We start from the raw sequence: 20,065 nt of genomic DNA, 5'->3' as shown, positions 1-20,065 counted from the left end.
GGTAAGACACAGCAATTCTGGCATTTTCACGGTCGCTACTCACTCTGCCGCGTCCTTTTGGCCAAAACGTTTTTCGATATAGTCGATGACCAGCGCCTCGAAGTCCTGGGCGATATTCGGTCCGCGCAGTGTCAGCGCCTTTTCGCCATCGATGAAGACAGGTGCCGAAGGGCTCTCACCCGTGCCGGGTAACGAAATGCCGATATCGGCATGCTTGCTTTCGCCCGGGCCATTGACGATGCAGCCCATGACGGCGACGTTCAGCGCCTCGACGCCTGGATATTTCTCACGCCAGACGGGCATGTTCTTGCGAATGTCGTTCTGGATATTCTGTGCCAGTTCCTGGAAGACGGTAGACGTCGTGCGCCCGCATCCCGGACAGGCCGCGACCACGGGGATGAACTGACGAAAGCCCATGACCTGCAAAAGTTCCTGCGCCACCTGCACCTCGCGGGTGCGGTCGCCATTCGGCTCCGGCGTCAGAGATACACGGATCGTGTCACCAATACCCTGTTGCAACACATAGCCCATGGCAGCAGACGAGGCGACAATGCCCTTCGAACCCATGCCGGCTTCGGTGAGGCCGAGATGCAGCGCGTGGTCGGAGCGCTCCGAGAGCATGGAATAGACCGCGATCAGGTCCTGAACCTGGCTGACCTTGGCAGACAGAATGATGCGGTTGCGTGGCAGGCCGATCTCTTCGGCGAGCTCGGCGGAAATCAGCGCCGATTGCACGATGGCTTCACGTGTGACCTGACGGGCGGACAGCGGAAAGCCGGCGTCCTTGTTCTTGTCCATCAGACTGGTCAGCAGTTCCTGGTCGAGCGACCCCCAGTTGACGCCGATGCGCACCGGCTTGTCATAGCGGATCGCCATCTCGATGATGTCACCGAACTGCTTGTCCTTCTTGTCCTTGAAGCCGACATTACCGGGATTGATGCGGTACTTTGCCAGAGCCTCGGCACAGGCCGGATGATCGGCGAGCAGCTTGTGGCCGATATAGTGAAAGTCACCGACGAGCGGCACATCGATGCCGAGCCGCAGCAAACGGTCGCGGATTTTCGGAACGGCGGCAGCACTCTCATCCCGGTCCACGGTAATGCGGACGATCTCCGAGCCCGCGCGATGCAGTGCAGCGACCTGCTGGACCGTTGCATCGATATCGGCGGTATCCGTATTGGTCATGGACTGCACCACGACGGGTGCGCCACCGCCGACGATAACGCCGCCCACATCGACGGCAACGGAGGCGCGGCGTGGCTTCGGATCGTAATCGGAGTGTGCGTTCATGACGGTCTCTACAACTGCGGTGAGTGTGGTCTTTCAGGTGGATCAAGGCGAGCGCCTTGTCAACATCGAAGCAGTCAACTGGTAGTTTACTGCAATCGTGGCGAAATTCGAGCCTGTCTGCCAGCTTACCAAAACGAAAGGGCTTCCACGGGCAATGGAAGCGCGTTGATGAAGTTGAGCAGGCAAAGTCTAGTCTTCAGTGTCCACTTGCGCCATCCGCATGGCGTGCGAGCCTGGAGAGCAGCAGCACGACGACATGCAGAAGCGGAATGAACAGGAAGACGGTTGCAAGACCGGTATGTTCGGCAATGAAGCCGATGGCCGATGGTGCAACGAGAATACCGGAATAGCCCATGGTGGTGACCACAGACAGACCGATCCCCGGCGCCAGTCCCGGCATGTTGCCCGCTGCGGAGAAGGCAATCGGCACCATGTTGGAAATGCCGATACCCGCAATGGCAAAGCCGATAATGGCGATGAACGCGTTGCCAGCTGTACCCGCGATCAGAAGCCCGACGATCGACATGATCGAGCAGACCTGCAATGTGCGCACTGCTCCCAGACGCTCGCGCACCAGATCGCCGGCAAAGCGCATGACGGCCATGGTGAGGGAGAAAGCGGCGAAGGCAAAGCCCGAAACGGCAACCGACGCACCAAGCTCGTTGCGCAGGTAGAGCGCGCCCCAATCAAGCACCGCACCCTCCGGCACCATGGAAAACAGCGCCATGACGCCGATGATCCAGGGAAGCGGTGTGAGCGGCAGGCGGCCTTTCGGGCGCTCTTCTTCCGGATGCGGACGATCCACCATGACGCGCGGCCAAGCGATCGCCAGCAGCGCTGCAGAAATGATGGTCAGGGCAATAGCGTGGCCGTAAATACCGATCTTGGTGATCAGCAAACCGCCAAGACCCGCGCCGATCAATCCGCCAAGGCTCCAAAAGGCGTGGCAGGAGGACATGATGGCGCGCCGCATGCCACGCTCCACAGCAACGGCATTGGCATTCATCGCCACATCCATGGCACCCGTCAGCCCGCCGAAGAGGAACACGGTGATCACGCCCGCCCAGACGGTGTTGGAGAGTGTGATGAGAAGCAGCGTCGGCACGAAGATCGCCGCACAGAACAGCGTGACCGTGCGCGAGCCGACACGGGCGATCTGTGAACCGGCCACCGGCATGCAGGAAAGCGAGCCAAGACCGAAGACGAGAATGACCAGACCAAGTTCGCTCTCGCTCAGGGAAAGACGCTTGGCGAACTCGGGGATCATCGGCGCCCACGACCCCATCATGAAACCATTCATGAGGAACAGTAGGGAAACGCCGAAGCGTGTGCGCGTCATATAGGGGGTGCGGGCCGTGGAGATGGACATCGGGGAGCCGGTCATGCGGGCTGGTCCTTCAGTGAATGGGGATGGGATGAGGCACGGGTATTGCGCCCGGCAAGATGAATATCGAGCTTGTGTCTGCGCAGATCGCGGACAAAGGCTTCGTCGGCGTCATCTTCCAGAACAAGGGTGAGATCGGGGTTGAGCGGCGCCACATGGAAGGCGGCTCCCGCGCCCAGCTTCTCGCTGGTAATCGCAGCCATAGTTCTGCGGCTCGCCTTGCAGGCCAGTCGCTTGAACGTGGCGTCCTGATAGATATCGGCTGAAAGGCCGTCGGCAGCGGTCATGCCGCAGACGCCGAGGATACAGAGATCCGGCCGCATATCCTCCAGCTGCGCAATAGCCGTCATATCGATGGCGGCACCGACGGCAGGATCGATCCTGCCACCGACGACGATCAGTTCCAGGTCGGCACGGCCTGAAAGTTCTGCCGCGATAACCGGCGTATTGGTGATGACCGTGAGCCCAGCGCCCTCCGGCAGATGCCGGGCGATGGCAAGATTGGTGGAACCCGCATCAAGGAAGATCGTCGCTCCTTGCGCGATGCACGCGGCAGCCGCTTGGCCGAGAGCATCCTTGCGGTCCTGCATATCCGTCATGCGATGGCTGAGTGGCACGGTCTTGCCACTGGCAATCAGTGCGCCGCCATAGACCCGTTCGCACAGGCCGCGCGCTGCCATATCGCGAAGATCGCGCCGGATCGTGTCTTCCGACACATCGAATGTCTGCGCCAGGTCCTGCGCTAGAACGCGCCCCTTGCTTTGCAGCTCGGCGAAGATGAGCGTCTGGCGCTCGCTGACAAAGTGATCGATCTTAGACATTCGGCATCAACATGTAGAATCGTGTATAAACATGCATACATGCGCGATGCCTCACCTACAAGCAGAAATGCCCGCACAATGGCGGGCATTCTTGTCACTCTTGATGTCGGTTCGTTACTCTGCGTAGACGACCAGCAGATCCTTGGCGTCGATCTGATCGCTTGGCCGAACAAGCACTTCGGCGATCTTGCCGTCCCGCTCGGCGTGAAGCGCGGTTTCCATCTTCATGGCCTCGATGGAGACCAGAACGTCACCGGCCTTTACCTCTTGACCGGCATTGGCGAAGACGCGGGAAATGACACCCGGCATCGGCGCGCCGACATGCGCGGCATTGCCCGGTTCTGCCTTCCGGCGAGCAGCGGCGCCCGTTGCGCCATGAGCGCGGTTCGGCACCTTGATGCGGCGCGGCTGGCCATTGATTTCGAAGAACACTGTGACCATGCCCTTGTCATCGACGCCCGACGACGCCTGGTTGACGATGACGAGCGTCTTGCCGCGTTCGATATCGGCAAACAGTTCCTCGCCATCTTCCATGCCGTAGAAGTAAGCATGTGTCGGCAGCACAGACACCGGACCGTAGGTCTCCGAAGCGAGCGCAAAATCGGTGAACACCTTCGGATACATCAGGTAAGAGGCGAACTCGAAATCATCGACCGGACGCTCAAGCTTGGTTTCGATTGCCTTGCGCTCGGCCTCCAGATCGGCATCTTCCAGCAGCGAGCCTGGACGGACCGTGTAAGGCTTATCGCCCTTCAACGCCTTTTTCTGCAACGCTTCTGGCCAGCCACCCGGCGATTGGCCGAGATCGCCCTTCAGCATGGAGACGACCGAATCGGGGAAGGAGACTTCCTTCTCCGGGTTTTCGACATCGGCCACCGTCAGATCCTGGCTCACCATCATCAGCGCCATGTCGCCGACAACCTTGGAGGATGGCGTGACCTTGACGATATCGCCGAACATCTTGTTGGCATCGGCATAGGCCTGCGCCACTTCGTGCCAACGGCTTTCGAGACCGAGCGAGCGCGCCTGCTCCTTGAGGTTGGTGAACTGGCCGCCGGGCATTTCGTGCAGATAGACTTCCGATGCCGGTCCCTTGAGATCGCTTTCGAAGGCGACATACTGGTTGCGCACGGCTTCCCAATAGAAGGAAATGCGGCGGATCCACTCGGCGTCGAGACCGGTATCGCGCTCCGAACCGGCCAGCGCCTCGACGATGGAGCCGAGGCAAGGCTGCGACGTGGTGCCGGAGAAGGCGTCCATCGCCGCATCCACGGCATCCACACCTGCATCGACGGCGGCAAGAACTGTTGCGGCAGCAATGCCGGAGGTGTCATGCGTGTGGAAATGGATCGGCAGGCTGGTGGCTTCACGCAGCGCCTTGAACAGCACCTTGGCGGCGGCAGGCTTCAGAAGGCCAGCCATGTCCTTGACGGCAATGATATGGGCGCCGGCCTTTTCCAGCTCGACAGCGAGGTTGGTATAATATTTGAGGTCGTATTTCGGGCGCGCCGAATTCAGAAGATCACCCGTATAGCAGATCGTCGCTTCGCAGAGCTTGTTCTCTTCGGCGATCGCATCCATCGACACGCGCATGTTTTCGACCCAGTTCAGGCAGTCGAAGACGCGAAACAGGTCCACGCCGCCCTTGGCCGCCTGACGGACGAAATATTTGACGACATTATCTGGATAGTTCTTGTAGCCGACGCCATTGGCGCCACGCAGCAGCATCTGCAAGAGCAGGTTCGGCGCGCCCTCGCGGATCAGCGCCAGACGCTCCCACGGGTCTTCGGTGAGAAAGCGCATGGAAACGTCGAAGGTCGCGCCACCCCAGCATTCCAGCGAGAGAAGCTGCGGCAGAGCCTTGGCATACACACTTGCCACGCGAGAAATGTCATGAGTGCGCACGCGCGTTGCCAGGAGCGACTGGTGGCCGTCGCGCATGGTGGTGTCGGTGACAAGAACGCGCTTTTCGTTGCGCATCCACTCGGCAAAGCCCTTTGGCCCAAGTGTGTCTAAAAGCTGCTTGGTGCCATCCGGCGTCGGCGCATCGATGTAGGGCACGACAGGCTTGACGGCCTTGTCGGAGGGCATTGCGCGACCTTTGGTCTCCGGGTGGCCGTTGACTGTGACATCGGCCAGATAGGTGAGAAGCTTGGTGGCGCGGTCCTGACGCTTCACCTGGGCAAAAAGCTCTGGCGTCGAGTCGATGAAGCGCGTCGTGTAGGTGTTGTTGCGGAAGCTCTCGTGACCGATGATGGCCTCAAGGAAGGTGAGGTTTGTCGCCACGCCACGAATACGGAATTCGCGCAGCGCACGATCCATACGGCTGATCGCTTCATCCGGCTGCGGCGCCCAGGCCGTGACCTTGACGAGAAGCGGATCGTAATAGCGGGTGATCACGGCGCCGGTATAGGAGGTGCCACCATCCAGACGAATGCCGAAGCCCGAAGCGGAACGATAGGCCGTTATACGCCCGTAGTCCGGAATAAAATTGTGCTCGGGATCTTCCGTGGTGATACGGCACTGCAGCGCGTGGCCGTTAAGACGGATATCCTTTTGCTCGGGAACGCCCGATTCCGGCGTGCCGATGGCAGCCCCTTCGAGAATGTGGATCTGCGCCTTGACGATATCTATGCCGGTGACGACTTCGGTCACCGTGTGTTCTACTTGGATGCGCGGATTGACCTCGATGAAGTAAAATTTGCCGGTATCGGCATCCATCAGATATTCGACCGTGCCTGCGCCGATATAATTCGTCGCCGATGCGATCTTCAGCGAGTAACTGGCAAGTTCCTGACGCTGCGCTTCTGTCAGATAGGGCGCAGGCGCGCGCTCGACCACCTTCTGGTTACGGCGTTGGATGGAGCAGTCGCGCTCGAAGAGGTGAACGACATTGCCATGCGTGTCGCCAAGGATCTGGCTCTCCACATGGCGGGCACGCTCCACCAGCTTTTCGAGATAGACTTCATCCTTGCCGAAGGCCGCCTTGGCTTCGCGCTTGGCCTCGGTCACTTCGCGGGCAAGGTCTTCCTTCTTGCGGATGGCGCGCATGCCGCGACCGCCACCGCCCCAGGAGGCTTTGAGCATTACTGGATATCCGATTTCCTCGGCCATGCGCTCAACCTGGGCAAGATCATCCGGAAGGGGTTCAGTTGCCGGAACCACCGGAACGCCAACCGAGATCGCCAGATTGCGTGCGGCTACCTTATTACCGAGCTGGCGCATGGTTGAAGGCCGCGGGCCAATGAAGGTAATGCCCGCCGCATCGCAGGCGTCGACGAATTCGGGGCTTTCCGACAGAAGGCCGTAGCCTGGATGAATGGCATCGGCACCGGACAGCTTGGCGACGCGGATGACTTCTTCGATCGACAGGTAGCTCTCGATCGGTCCCATATCCTTGGCAAGGTGCGGACCGCGACCGACCTGATAGCTTTCATCCGCCTTGAAGCGATGAAGCGACAGCTTGTCCTCTTCCGCCCAGATGGCGACCGTTTTTATACCGAGCTCGTTGGCGGCACGAAATACGCGGATTGCGATCTCCGAACGATTGGCAACGAGAATTTTCGATATCTTCAAAACGGCCTCCCAAGAACCTAGAGCAAGTCAACATGCTGCAGCGCGAAACTAAGCAGTAAAATCAGATGTTGGAAAGGCCGATTTTCAACTTCACGGTTCTGGTGCGCTCGTCTGGATGCGTCAGGCAATCAGACCACAGCGAAACGCAAGCGCGATAACATGCTGACGGTTGCGCGCGTCGAGCTTGCGCTGAATACCATTGATGTACCAATCCACCGTGTGGCTCGAAATGGAAAGGGCGTGGCCGATCTCCGGGGAGGTGTTGCCGAGCGCCAGCAGGTTCAGCACATCCCGTTCCCGGCGCGTCAGTTGCGCCACCGAAAGATTGGGGCGAGCCAGCAGCTCTTGCATGTGACCGGCAAACCCGGCAAGACGCCAAAATGTGGCGCGCATGGCCGCATCAAGGGTGCAAAGCTCCGCCGCGCTAAACTCGCATCCCCGACCACTGATGAAAACGCCACCGAGCAACCCGTTGCGACCATGGATCGGAAATGCGTATCCCTCGCCCAATCCAGAGCGCGCTGCATCCTGAAAAAGTTTCGACGCCCGTTTGCGATGTGTCGCCTGCGACAGAAATGCGACCCCATCACGCCATCTGAATGGGACTTGCATCAGGTAGAACGCTCTCTCGACCGGATCCACTTCCACATATTTCTTGGCGCGGTAGAGGTCAGCCCAGCCATCCGGCAGGTGCTCTGAAAGAGTGATGTCGGTGACACTTGCATGGCTGACGACGCGGCGGAAGACACGGTAATGATCGAACCCGTAGTGGCTGATGAGGCTTTGAAAAACGGAAAGAAACTCGCTCCTTCCCATGGGCTCGGCATGGGTGTAGAGAAAATCAAATACCTTCTGCATTTCAAGACGTATCCTGGCACTCGAATAGATCGTGACCGTAGCGAGAGGGGCCCTCCTGCCCTCATGGATCAGGCGTTGTCACGACAAAATTGCAATCAGTCGACAGCACTACAAAACTTATCCGCGAATTATGATGATTTGACAATCTTTCGCGGCAAATTTCCGACCTGCGATTCTATTGGCCTCGCGCCGAGAATCCCCGTTAAGCGCCCATTCATGTAGAAAGTGCAATAAAACAACTGCTTGCCTAACCCGCAATCGCCCTTGTCGCTCAAGGCTTCAGGGTTTCGCCCCAACCGGGCACGACTGAAATGAAGACGGGATTTGGAAATTGACACTGTTTCAAGTTTACACGCGCGCACTGCGCTACCTTGCAACCAACAAGTGGCGGGTCACGATCGTCGTTGTTGCAAACGTTATTCTTGCGGCAATCACCATTGCGGAGCCGGTTCTTTTCGGCCGCATCATCGATGCGTTGTCCACGGGTTCCGTTCCGACCAATATCCTCATTCTCTGGGGCGCTTTCGGCCTGTTCAACACGGTCGCTTACGTCGCTGTGGCGCGTGAGGCAGACCGGCTTGCCCATGGACGCCGCGCATCGCTTTTGACCGAAGCTTTCGGTCGTATCATTTCCATGCCGCTGTCCTGGCATCACCAGCGCGGTACCTCCAACGCGCTGCATACGCTGCTGCGCGCCAGCGAGACGCTGTTCGGCCTGTGGCTCGAATTCATGCGCACGCATCTGGCAACCTTCGTTGCCGTCGCGTTGCTGATTCCGACTGCATTCTCGATGGATATCCGCCTCAGCTTCGTGCTGGTGGGCCTCGGCATCTTCTACTGGTTCATCGGCAAGTGGGTGATGAACCGCACGAAGGAAGGCCAAGCCTCCGTCGAGGAGCACTACCACACCGTTTTTGCTCATGTGAGCGACTCGATCAGCAACGTCTCGGTGCTGCACAGCTACAACCGTATCGAAGCGGAAACCAAGGCTCTGAAGTCTTTCACCGAACGGTTGCTGAGTGCCCAGTACCCGGTTCTCGACTGGTGGGCGTTTGCCAGCGCGCTGAACCGCACGGCCTCGACGCTGTCGATGATGATCATCCTGATCATCGGTACGATCCTGGTGAAGAACGGCGAGCTTCGCGTGGGTGACGTCATTGCCTTTATCGGCTTTGCCAACCTTCTCATCGGTCGCCTTGACCAGATGCGCGCCTTCGTCAGCCAGATTTTCGAAGCCCGCGCCAAGCTCGAGGACTTCTTCAAGCTCGAAGATTCCGTTCAGGAGCGTGAAGAACCGAGTTCGGCCGGCGAACTTGGTCACGTCAAAGGCACGGTTGAATTCCGCAACGTCAACTTCGGCTTTGCCAACACCAAGCAGGGCGTCCACGACGTTTCCTTCGTTGCCAATGCCGGCGAAACGGTTGCCATCGTCGGCCCGACGGGTGCAGGCAAGACGACGCTCATCAACCTGTTGCAGCGCGTCTACGACCCCAACTCGGGCCAGATTCTCGTCGACGGCACCGATATCTCGACGGTCACCCGCCAGTCGCTCAGAAGCTCGATCGCAACCGTGTTCCAGGATGCCGGCCTTCTGAACCGCTCGATCCGCGATAACATCCGCCTTGGCCGCGAAACGGCCACCGACGATGAGATCGTCCAGGCCGCAACTGCGGCGGCCGCGACCGACTTCATCGACAGCAGGCTGAACGGCTACATGACCCAGGTCGGTGAGCGCGGCAACCGTTTGTCCGGTGGTGAGCGCCAGCGTATCGCCATCGCCCGTGCGGTTCTGAAAAATGCGCCGATCCTCGTGCTCGACGAAGCGACCAGTGCGCTCGACGTGGAAACCGAAGCACGCGTCAAGGATGCGGTCGATGCGCTGCGCAAGGACCGTACCACCTTCATCATCGCCCACCGCCTATCGACGGTCCGCGACGCCGATCTGGTGCTGTTCATGGAGAATGGCCGGATTATCGAAAAGGGCACCTTCGATGAGCTCAGCATGCGCGGCGGTCGCTTCACATCGCTGCTCAGAGCGAGCGGCCTCGTCAACGACGATGACAAGACCGGCACGCCGTCGCTCAATATGCCACAGCGGCAGTTGAACCACGCATAAGATAAAAAGACCTCGTGATCTAAGACTGACCTCCGCCGCTTCGCGCTGCGGGGGTTTTTCTTTTCTCAGGCCTCGTCGCAACAACAAAAAAGCCCCGGCTTGAACCGGGGCTGTCATAGAAGTAGCGCTGATGCTGGACTGGGGCTGCCGCAAAGCGGATAACCCCGATCGAACGTCTCAATAATTGTCGTCTTCGTCTTCGTCCTTGCGGGTAGACTTGAGCGAGGAGAGCTTGGCGAAAACGGCGTTGGCGTCGATTTCCTTCTCTTCTTCGCGCTCGTAGCTGAAGTCGAGCTTCTCGGTGGTGCTTGCCGGCTGGAGCGTTGCGTCCAGCTCTTCCTGGGTCGGAAGCGGACGACCGCGCGACGCGCGTTCAACTTCAAGGTCGAGATCGATCTGGCTGCAAAGGCCGAGCGTGACCGGATCCATCGGCGTCAGATTGGCCGCGTTCCAGTGCGTACGGTCACGGATTTGCTCGATGGTCGACTTGGTGGTGCCGACGAGGCGCGAAATCTGCGCATCTTTCAATTCAGCGTGGTTGCGCACCAGCCAGAGAATGGCATTGGGACGGTCCTGACGTTTGGAAACAGGCGTGTAGCGCGGGCCACGGCGCTTGGATTCAGGAACGCGAACCTTCGGCTCCGAAAGCTTGAGCTTGTGGTTTGGATTGGCTTCTGCGCGCTGGATTTCGTCGCGGGAAAGCTGCCCGGTCGCGATCGGATCGAGACCTTTAATACCCTGCGCTGCTTCACCATCGGCGATTGCCTTGACCTCAAGCGGATGAAGCTTGCAGAACGTGGCAATCTGATCGAACGACAGCGCCGTGTTGTCAACGAGCCAAACGGCCGTCGCTTTCGGCATGAGCAGTGTTTGAGCCATAGATACAATCCTTCTGAGCGTCCGCGCCGGTGTCGCGGGCGTGGGATGAAACCACTGATTTCCGGGAATATGACCGTTCTATAACCGGACTGCATCAGAATTGCAATTGTTCGCGCGACAAATGACCTTTGTCTAATTGCCGGACGTCACCAACCTGTTATGAATTGAGCACATGACTGGAGAAAGGAGTCTCCAGGCTTAAAAAGACAATCTGCATGAGGAGGAGTTCATGGCTTCGAAGATCTACCCGGTTCTCAAATCGGCCAAGACAGGCACGCTGATCGACAATGACCGCTATCTGAAATGGTATCAGGACAGCGTGGAAGATCCGGAAAAGTTCTGGGGCAAGCACGGCAAGCGGATCGACTGGTTCAAACCCTATACCAAGGTCAAGAACACCTCCTTCAAGGGCAAGGTACCGATCAAGTGGTTCGAGGACGGCCAGACAAACGTCTCCTACAACTGCATCGACCGTCACCTGAAAACCCACGGCGAGCGCACCGCGATCATCTGGGAAGGCGACAACCCCTATATCGACAAGAAGATCACCTATAACCAGCTCTATGACGCCGTCTGCCGGCTTTCCAACGTGCTGAAAAAGCATGGCGTGAAGAAGGGCGACCGCGTCACCATCTACATGCCGATGATTCCGGAAGCGGCCTATGCGATGCTCGCCTGCGCCCGTATCGGCGCCATCCATTCCGTGGTCTTTGGCGGCTTTTCGCCGGAAGCGCTCGCCGGTCGTATCGTCGACTGCCAGTCCACCTTCGTCATCACTTGCGATGAAGGCGTTCGCGGCGGCAAGCCCATTCCGCTGAAGGAAAACACCGACAAGGCGATCCACATCGCTGCGCGCCAGCATGTCATCGTCAACAAGGTTCTGGTCGTGCGCCGCACCGGCGGCAAGACCAACTGGGCGCCAGGCCGCGACCTCTGGTACCATCAGGAAACCGCAAGTGTGAAGGCGCACTGCGAACCGGTGAAGATGAAGGCGGAAGACCCGCTCTTCATTCTCTACACGTCAGGCTCCACGGGTAAGCCGAAGGGCGTGTTGCACACCACCGGCGGTTATCTGGTCTACGTGTCGATGACGCATGAATATGTCTTCGACTATAAGGACGGCGATATATACTGGTGTACCGCAGATGTGGGCTGGGTTACGGGACACTCCTACATCGTCTACGGCCCGCTCGCCAATTGCGCCACGACGCTGATGTTCGAGGGCGTGCCGAACTTCCCCGACCAGGGACGGTTCTGGGAAGTCATCGACAAGCACAAGGTCAATATTTTCTACACCGCACCGACTGCACTTCGCTCCCTGATGGGTGCCGGCGACGAATTCGTCAAACGGTCCGAGCGCTCCAGCATCCGGTTGCTCGGCACTGTCGGCGAGCCGATCAACCCGGAAGCCTGGGAATGGTATTATCACGTCGTGGGCGAGGATAAGAGCCCGATCGTCGATACGTGGTGGCAGACCGAGACCGGCGGCATCCTGATTTCGCCGTTGCCGGGTGCGACCGACCTGAAGCCCGGATCGGCCACCCGCCCCTTCTTCGGCGTTCAGCCGCAGCTCGTCGATGCCGAAGGCAAGGTGCTGGAAGGGGCAGCCGACGGCAACCTCTGCATCATCGATAGCTGGCCAGGACAGGCACGCACCGTCTATGGCGATCACCAGCGCTTCATCGAGACCTACTTCTCCACCTATAAGGGGAAATACTTCACCGGTGATGGCTGTCGGCGCGATGAGGATGGCTATTACTGGATCACCGGACGTGTGGATGACGTGCTGAACGTCTCCGGTCACCGTCTTGGAACAGCGGAAGTGGAATCGGCACTCGTGTCTCACAGCGCCGTTTCGGAAGCCGCGGTGGTTGGATATCCTCATCACATCAAGGGACAGGGCATCTACTGCTATGTGACGTTGATGGCGGGCAAGACCGGCGACGAAGCGCTCCGTGCAGAACTCGTCAAACATGTGCGCGACGAGATTGGCCCGGTGGCGACGCCTGACAAGATCCAGTTCGCGCCCGGACTGCCGAAAACCCGCTCCGGCAAAATCATGCGCCGCATCCTGCGCAAGATTGCCGAGGACGATTTTGGCGCGCTGGGCGACACCTCGACGCTTGCCGATCCCGCCGTCGTCGACGACTTGATCGAAAACCGTCAGAACAAGCCTGCAGCGGCTTGAGGCCCTTATGGTCGCCTGACATGTCCTGAGAAACAAAACGCCCGGTGACGATCTGTCACCGGGCGTTTTCATGTGAGGCTGCGCGTCTCACAGTCTGTTCAAGAATTACCGTTGGCCTGCCGAAAATGGTGATTTCGAGAAGCGGAGCGCCGCGTACTGAAGCGGAGCGCCGCGTACTAAAGTACGTGAGCACCGGAAGCGCAGAAATTGCCATTTGCAGTCGGCCAACGGCGATTATGGGATAGACTGTTACTGAGCGCGAACTTCCTTGAGCTTGGCCTGAATGCCGTCAACGACATCCGCACCGATTTCAGCCTTGTGCTTTTCGTAGACGACCGCAGACTTTTCGCGGATACGCGCCTGCTCTTCCGCAGACAGAACGTTCACCTTCAGACCAGCTTCCTTGATCTTGTCGAGTGACTTCTGGTTCAGCGCGCGGATGACCTTGCGCTCTTCGTCACGACCAACGATCGCGCATTCGCGCAGGGCCGTCTGCTCTTCGGGCGTGTAGCTGTCAAAGATCGGCTTGGAGAAGAGGAAGAGGAACGGCGTGTAAGCGTGGTTCGTCTCGGTGACGAATTTCTGCACCTCGTAGAACTTGGAGGTGTCGATCGTCACATAGGGGTTCTCCTGCGCGTCGATCGCGTTGGTTTCAAGCGCCGAGAACACTTCGCCAAACGCCATTGGTGTCGCATTGGCACCCAGGTTCTGGAAGGTGTCGAGGAAGATGTTGTTCTGCATCACGCGGACCTTGAGGCCGGAGAAGTCTTCCCACTTGTCGACCGCGCGCTTGGAGTTGGACAGATTGCGGAAGCCGTTTTCCCAATAGGCAAGGTTTACGAGGCCCTGCTCTTCCAGCTTCTTGTTCATCATGTCGCCGAACTCGCCGTCGAGAACGGCGTCGACTTCCTTCGTGTTGGAGAACAGGAAGGGCAGATCGAAGACGCCGAGTGCCGGGATCAGGCCGACGAGCGGTGAGGACGATGTCACGACTGCTTCCTGGACGCCAGAACGCAGTGCCTGCGTTGCCTGGAGGTCGCCGCCGAGAGCGCCGCCCCAGAAGGCCGTCATCTTCAGCTTGCCACCGGTCTTGTCATCGAGGCAGGCCTGCATGGCCTTGATGCCGTTGCCGACCGGGTGGTCCTGATTGATGCCGTTCGACACGCGGATCATGCGGCTGTTGTATTCGGCGAAAGCAGGTGCCGTGGCACCGGCGGTGAAGGCGATGGCTGTCGTGAGTAGAAGTAGCTTTCTCATGTTTTCCTCCCTTGGAATTGAGCAAGTCCAGTCAAGATGTGTGCGGCTTTACGGCCGCGAATGTGGTTGAGCGAGGAGTATCCCTCATCGCAGATATTGCAGCGGCACCATGACGATCTGCGGAAAGATCACCAGAAGAGCGAGCACGATGGTTTCGGCGACCAGGAACGGCCAGACGCCGACCGTCACCTTGCCCAGCGGAATGCGCCCGACGCCCGACACCACGTTGAGGACAACACCGACCGGCGGCGTAATGAGGCCGATGGCATTGTTGATGATGAAGAGCACGCCGAAATAGACCGGATCGATACCCGCCTGCTTGATGATCGGCATCAGAACGGGCGTCAGGATCAGGATAGTCGGCGTCAGATCGAGCGCAGTACCGACCACGAAAACTAGCACCATGATTACGGCCATGAGCAGCATCGGACGGTCGATCAGCGGCTCGATATAGCCCGCAACTTCCGCCGGAATATTGGCAGCGGTGATCAACCAGGCCGAAACCAGCGCTGCAGCAACGAGGAACATGATGATTGACGTGCTCTTGGCAGCGCGTAGCAGCACATGCCACAGATCGGCAGGCTTCAGCTCGCGGTAGATGACCATACCGACGAAGAGTGCATAAGCGGCGGCAATGACCGCGGCTTCCGTCGGCGTCATGATCCCGGCCTTGATGCCACCGAGAATGATAACCGGCATGCCGAGCGCCCATCCGGCGCGACCCGTTGCCACGAGACGTTCCTTTGCCGTCGTCTTCGGCAGCGGCTGGACATTGTCCTTACGCACGACGATCAGCCAGGCGATGATCAGGGATGCGCCCATCAGGACGCCAGGCACGATGCCGGCAAGGAAGAGTTGGGTAATCGACACGTTTGCCGCCACACCGAAGACGATAAAGGCCATCGAGGGTGGGATAACGGGGGCGATAATGCCGCCGGCAGCAATCAGACCGCCGGAACGGGGAATGTTGTAACCGGCCTTTGCCATCATCGGGATGAGAATCGCCGCAAGTGCTGCGGTATCGGCTGCAGCCGAACCGGAGATCGATGCCATGATGATAGCGGCAACGATGGCGACGATGCCGAGACCGCCGCGAATATGGCCGACGAGTGCAATGGCAAAATCGATGATGCGGCGCGACAGTCCGCCGGAATTCATCAACTCACCCGCCAGGATGAAGAAGGGAATGGCGAGCAGCGTGAAGGTATCGGCGCCGGAAATCATGTTCTGGGCGATAATCGCCGTGTTGAACATGCCCATGTACCACATCAGCACGACGCCGCAGAACATCAGCGAGAAGGCAACCGGAACACCGATGGCCATGGCGCCGAGGAGCGAGCCGACAAAAACCAGAAGTGTCATGTGTCAGCGCTCCGAAAGCTGTTCGATGGTGAGATTTTCACCGGCAAAGGCGGCAATTTCGTCTTCGCGAACCTTGCCCGTCAGAAACCGGTAGAGCCGTTCCAGTGCGATGATGAACATAATGCCGCCAGTGAACATGCCGATGCCATAAACCCAGATCATCGACAGACCCGTGACCGGCGCATGCATGCTGGCATTGATGCCGGACTGCTTCCAGGTTCCCCAGAAGAAGATCGCTGAGCAAAGAAGGATGATGATGTTCGACAGGATCATGCAGAATATACGCATGCGTCGAGACAGGAACATCACCAGCGTCTCGATGCCCATATGACTGTTTTCACGGAAGGTCACGACCGCACCGATGAAGGTGATCCAGACGAAGAAATAGCGCGCCAGTTCTTCCGAGACATTGATGCCGGAATTCATGGTGTAGCGCATGACCACATTGACGAAGACCATGATTGCCATGCCTGCGAGAAGCGCGACGAGAATGGTCTCGAGGATGCGGTAAAAAAGATTGATGACTTTCTGCATCTTCCCCTCCCGAGAATGCTGCGAGGCGGCGCGGACACACGAAGGTGCGCGCGCAACGGTCTAAGCCTTAAGGATATGCGTGCCGCGCCAGGCGAACTCGCCCGGCAACGGAGATTATAGAAGCCCGCGCTTTGCGAGATTGCGCATCAATGCCGTGGTGCCGAAGGTCCATTCCGGACAATCGGATGTGCTGGCCACCCAGTTGACCAGCTTACCCAACCTCGGGCTTGAGATTTCCACGCGGTCACCCTTGGCATGGGTGAAACCTAGGCCCGGGCCATGACGATCCTTGACCGGAGCGAACATCGTGCCGAGAAAGAAGACGGCGCCATCCGGATACTGGTGATCGCGGTTCAAGAGCTGCGACACCAGGTTTTCCGGCGTGCGGCTGATCGCCTGCATTGGGCTCACACCCGTCATGGTGAAACCATCTTCACCTTCGACGAGCAACGAAATCTGCGCCTGCTTGACGTCGTCCAGCGTGAACTTGCCATCGAAAAGACGGATGAACGGGCCGATCGAGCAGGAAGCGTTGTTGTCTTTCGCCTTGCTGAGCAACAGGGCGGAGCGCCCTTCGAAATCTCGCAAGTTGACGTCGTTACCGAGCGCTGCACCGACGATGCGACCGTCGGAGGTGACGGCCAGCACCACTTCCGGCTCGGGATTGTTCCACTGCGACTTGGGATGAACACCGATCAACGCGCCGCAGCCAACGGACGACATGGGCTGCGCCTTGGAGAAAATCTCCGCGTCGGGGCCGATACCGACCTCCAGATATTGCGACCAAAGGCCCATTTCCTGCAGCAGGCGCTTAACCTCGGCAGCCTTTTCGGAGCCCGCCTCGACACCCTTGAGGCTATCGCCAAGCACGGGGGCCAGGCGGCCGCGAATTTCCTGTGCGCGCTGCGGATCACCCTTTGCCTGTTCTTCGATGACGCGTTCCAGCATACTATCGGCGAAGGTAACGCCGGCAGCTTTCACCGCCTGAATGTCGTTCGGCGCAAGCAGCTGTCCAGCCGAACCATCGAGAAAAGCGTCAAAGGCACCGAGTGCCGCAAATTGCATGGTGTCGGCCAGACGATCGATGAGATCATGCTTTTCCAGCAGTTGCGAAACGGTCGGCGCGAGGCTGGAGAGATCGTAGAGAACACCGTCCTTCAACAGGACGGGACAAGGGCCATCTTCGCTCTTGGACCACACGCGACCGATCAGGATGGCATCCTGATGGTCTTCCGGCAAAATTGCAGCTGATTCGACAGTCCTGATTCCGACCAAGCCTTATCCCTCCCACTTTCAGACCATCCGACAGCTGCCTCCACAGCACCTATATTGTCTGGATGTCTGACAACCTGAATACGTACATCTTCTTAGTATGAGAAAATCGCTTAGTCCAGCCTGCATTGCTTCGAATCTCGGCGGAAAGTCGTAAAATCAAAACCGGCGCGGACAAGCAGTAGTGCCCTTGCTCAGGAATAGACTTCGAGATGGAGATTGACGCGCTCGGCGGCACCGGACAGATGCGCGCGCATTGCAGCCCGGGCAGCCGACGCATCGCAGGCGGCAACCGCTTCATAGATCGCCACATGCTCAGCAATCGTGGTTTCAAGAATCTCGCCGAAGACGGCACGGGAAAAGGCTGTGTTGATAGCCGAACTGATCCGTTCCGCAATAAAGCCCAGGAACATCGAGAAGTAATCGTTCTGGGTCGCGTCGGCGAGCGTCCGGTGGAAATCGAGATCGGCCGCAATCCCGTCCTTTTCCCATACCGGCGCGTGGCGCATGTTGTGGACCGCTGCCTTCAGCCGCTCCAGTTGCGCGTCTGTGCGGTGGACGGCGGCAAGTCCTGCCGCCTCTATTTCAAGAGGCATGCGCAACTGAAAGAGATCGCGGAAATTATCCGGATCGTTGAGTTTGGATCGTTCGATACGGATAGAAACGCGCTGCCTCGGATCGGTGACGAAAGCGCCGACCCCCTGGCGGGTTTCGACCGCACCCTCGTTGCGCAGCTGAGCAATCGCTTCGCGGATGACAGAGCGACTAACCCCGAAGGTTTTGGAGAGCACATGCTCCGTCGGTAGCTTGTCACCGGCTTTCAGCTTTCCATCATTGATCTCACGCGCGATCTCCGCAGCAATACGGCCGGGAAGATGGTCTGCACGGTGAATCTGATTGAACTCCAACGTCATAATGGCTCCCGGTGGACACGAAACGCCGACGAGGGCGCATTTCTACTTCTTCTAGCTAGCCACTTGTACGGCAAGCTGGCAACCGGGATTCATGCGAAGCTGCGGATCGAAAGCGGCTTTCAGCCGCTCGATCATATCCCGCTGCACGTCACCAAGCCGGCTTTCGAAATCCTCCCGCTTCAATCGGCCAATGCCGTGTTCAGCGCTGATGCTGCCTGCGTAGCGGTCGAGCACCATGTTGACGATGACCTTGGCCTTATAGATTAACGCATCCCGCTCTTCCCGCGTGCTGCCGTTTGGCGGAAGCACGTTGAGATGCACATTGCCGTCGCCGACATGGCCATAGGAAACCGCCAGGCACTCCGGCAAATGTTTGGCGAGCTCGGCTTCCGCCTCCGCAACGAACTGAGCAAGGCGGGAAAGCGGCACGGAAATATCGGTGCGCATATGGGCGCCACGCAGCGCCTGCCCCTCATTCATGCCCTCGCGGAACAGCCAGAGCGATTGCGCCTGCGCACGCGAGGAGGCAATGACGCCATCGAGCACAAGCCCGTCTTCCATAACGCCTTCAAGGAAGCGGCTCATAAGATCGCCGGTATCGACCAGACCCGAGCCGGAAATTTCCATCAGCACATAGGCTGCGTAATTATCCGCGATCGGCATTTTCAGAGCGGGAATCGCTTCCATGGCAAGTGCGAAGGCGACCGGGGGCATGAATTCGAAGGCTGACATCAGATCGCAGCACTCCCGGCGGGCGCGACGGTAAAGCTTGATCGCGTCATCAAGCGAGTTCAACCCGAGGAGCGCGGTCTCGACATGATCGGGATTGGGATAGAGCTTGACCGACACGGCAGTGACGATGCCGAGCGTGCCTTCCGCGCCGATGAAAAGCTGCTTGAGGTCGATGCCGCGATTGTCCTTGCGAAGTGTCGAGAGACCGTTCCAGATCGTTCCATCCGGCAGCACCACTTCAAGACCGAGCACCAGCTCTCGCGTCATGCCATAGCGAAGCACATTGATGCCGCCGGCATTGGTCGATACGTTACCGCCGATGCGACATGAGCCTTGCGCACCGAGAGACAGTGGGAAAAACATGCCCTTTTCCTGCACCGCATCCTTGAATTCCGACAGGATGCAGCCAGCCTCCACCACGGCAGAAAAGTCTTCCGTATCGATGGAACGGATAGCGTTCATGCGCTCGAGGCTGAGAACGACCTGGCGGTCCGGCGCGTCGGGAACGCCGCCGAGCACGAGACCGGTATTGCCGCCCTGCGGCACGATAGCAAGGCCAAGCTCTGCGCAGAGCCTGACGGCGGCGGCGACGTCCTCTACATTACGGGGGCGAATGATAGCGACCGCGCCACTGGACACATCGCCATGCCAATCGCGGCAATAGCGAACCATGTCTGTCGTGTCCGTCAGAACCAGCTCATCGCCAAGACTGGCCGTTAAGGACGCCTGCAACTCCTCGCGTGATCGCTCTTGACCCTTGAGCATCTGCCCTCTCGCCTCCACCCCGGCGGTAACGCTACTTTGGCGTCTCCGCTCTTAAATTTTTCGGTTTTTCAAAATACTGTTTTCAAGCTAGCAATATAAGGTTATCAGACAACCTTA

At 58.7% G+C, this 20,065-nt stretch carries 14 protein-coding genes; 2 read left to right on the top strand and 12 right to left on the bottom strand.

The genetic code is table 11. The annotated features are described in order from the left end of the window. Window positions 1-39 precede the first annotated feature (39 nt). From ispG to QZ869_RS16030, 5 genes are all read right to left on the bottom strand, one after another. Window positions 40-1,290: a flavodoxin-dependent (E)-4-hydroxy-3-methylbut-2-enyl-diphosphate synthase gene (gene ispG / locus QZ869_RS16050; protein WP_296034813.1), complete on the bottom strand. Its 1,251-nt coding sequence runs from the start codon at window positions 1,288-1,290 to the stop codon at window positions 40-42. A 196-nt stretch (window positions 1,291-1,486) separates the two neighbouring features. Continuing rightward, the gene (locus tag QZ869_RS16045) at window positions 1,487-2,674 is read right to left on the bottom strand and encodes an MFS transporter (RefSeq protein WP_296105898.1); all 1,188 of its coding nucleotides are present in this window, start codon (window positions 2,672-2,674) and stop codon (window positions 1,487-1,489) included. After that, on the bottom strand, window positions 2,671-3,495 hold the full coding sequence (locus QZ869_RS16040) for a DeoR/GlpR family DNA-binding transcription regulator (RefSeq protein ID WP_296105896.1): 825 nt from the start codon (window positions 3,493-3,495) through the stop codon (window positions 2,671-2,673). The genes QZ869_RS16045 and QZ869_RS16040 overlap by 4 nt, the downstream gene beginning before the upstream one ends. A gap of 114 nt (window positions 3,496-3,609) precedes the next feature. Beyond that, entirely contained in the window at window positions 3,610-7,071 is a 3,462-nt protein-coding gene (gene pyc / locus QZ869_RS16035; protein WP_296105894.1) for a pyruvate carboxylase, read from the bottom strand. A 120-nt stretch (window positions 7,072-7,191) separates the two neighbouring features. After that, window positions 7,192-7,929 carry a LuxR family transcriptional regulator gene (locus tag QZ869_RS16030; protein WP_296098950.1) on the bottom strand — a complete coding sequence of 246 codons (738 nt, stop codon included), beginning with the start codon at window positions 7,927-7,929 and terminating at the stop codon, window positions 7,192-7,194. Window positions 7,930-8,260: 331 nt separating this feature from the next. Between QZ869_RS16030 and QZ869_RS16025 the strand changes: the two genes are divergently transcribed. Then, window positions 8,261-10,045 carry a glucan ABC transporter ATP-binding protein/ permease gene (locus QZ869_RS16025; RefSeq protein WP_296105893.1) on the top strand — a complete coding sequence of 595 codons (1,785 nt, stop codon included), beginning with the start codon at window positions 8,261-8,263 and terminating at the stop codon, window positions 10,043-10,045. Between the two features lie 177 nt (window positions 10,046-10,222). On the opposite strand, the gene QZ869_RS16020 is transcribed toward QZ869_RS16025, so the two are convergent. Beyond that, window positions 10,223-10,924: a DUF1013 domain-containing protein gene (locus QZ869_RS16020; RefSeq protein ID WP_296019301.1), complete on the bottom strand. Its 702-nt coding sequence runs from the start codon at window positions 10,922-10,924 to the stop codon at window positions 10,223-10,225. A gap of 229 nt (window positions 10,925-11,153) precedes the next feature. On the opposite strand from QZ869_RS16020, the gene acs reads away from it, so the two are divergent. After that, complete coding sequence (gene acs, locus QZ869_RS16015) at window positions 11,154-13,112, top strand: acetate--CoA ligase (RefSeq protein ID WP_296019299.1); 1,959 nt, start codon at window positions 11,154-11,156, stop codon at window positions 13,110-13,112. A gap of 249 nt (window positions 13,113-13,361) precedes the next feature. Here the strand turns inward: acs and QZ869_RS16010 are convergent, their stop codons facing one another. The 6 genes from QZ869_RS16010 to QZ869_RS15985 form a co-directional block, all read right to left on the bottom strand. After that, window positions 13,362-14,369 (bottom strand): TRAP transporter substrate-binding protein, encoded by a 1,008-nt coding sequence (locus QZ869_RS16010; protein ID WP_296019297.1) that lies wholly within the window; start codon window positions 14,367-14,369, stop codon window positions 13,362-13,364. An 84-nt stretch (window positions 14,370-14,453) separates the two neighbouring features. Then, on the bottom strand, window positions 14,454-15,731 hold the full coding sequence (locus QZ869_RS16005; RefSeq protein WP_296019294.1) for a TRAP transporter large permease subunit: 1,278 nt from the start codon (window positions 15,729-15,731) through the stop codon (window positions 14,454-14,456). 3 nt (window positions 15,732-15,734) lie between these two features. Then, entirely contained in the window at window positions 15,735-16,265 is a 531-nt protein-coding gene (locus tag QZ869_RS16000; RefSeq protein WP_296019291.1) for a TRAP transporter small permease, read from the bottom strand. A gap of 114 nt (window positions 16,266-16,379) precedes the next feature. After that, window positions 16,380-17,540: a fumarylacetoacetate hydrolase family protein gene (locus QZ869_RS15995; protein WP_296080857.1), complete on the bottom strand. Its 1,161-nt coding sequence runs from the start codon at window positions 17,538-17,540 to the stop codon at window positions 16,380-16,382. A 191-nt stretch (window positions 17,541-17,731) separates the two neighbouring features. Then, the gene (locus QZ869_RS15990) at window positions 17,732-18,451 is read right to left on the bottom strand and encodes a FadR/GntR family transcriptional regulator (protein ID WP_296105890.1); all 720 of its coding nucleotides are present in this window, start codon (window positions 18,449-18,451) and stop codon (window positions 17,732-17,734) included. Between the two features lie 51 nt (window positions 18,452-18,502). Beyond that, window positions 18,503-19,948: an FAD-binding oxidoreductase gene (locus QZ869_RS15985; protein WP_296105889.1), complete on the bottom strand. Its 1,446-nt coding sequence runs from the start codon at window positions 19,946-19,948 to the stop codon at window positions 18,503-18,505. Window positions 19,949-20,065: the final 117 nt, after the last annotated feature.

Origin of the sequence: uncultured Agrobacterium sp. (assembly GCF_913777885.1) — a bacterium.
Classification (GTDB): domain Bacteria; phylum Pseudomonadota; class Alphaproteobacteria; order Rhizobiales; family Rhizobiaceae; genus Agrobacterium.
Note: the sequence above shows the minus strand (reverse complement) of the source record. Positions and strands in the feature narration are given on the sequence as shown.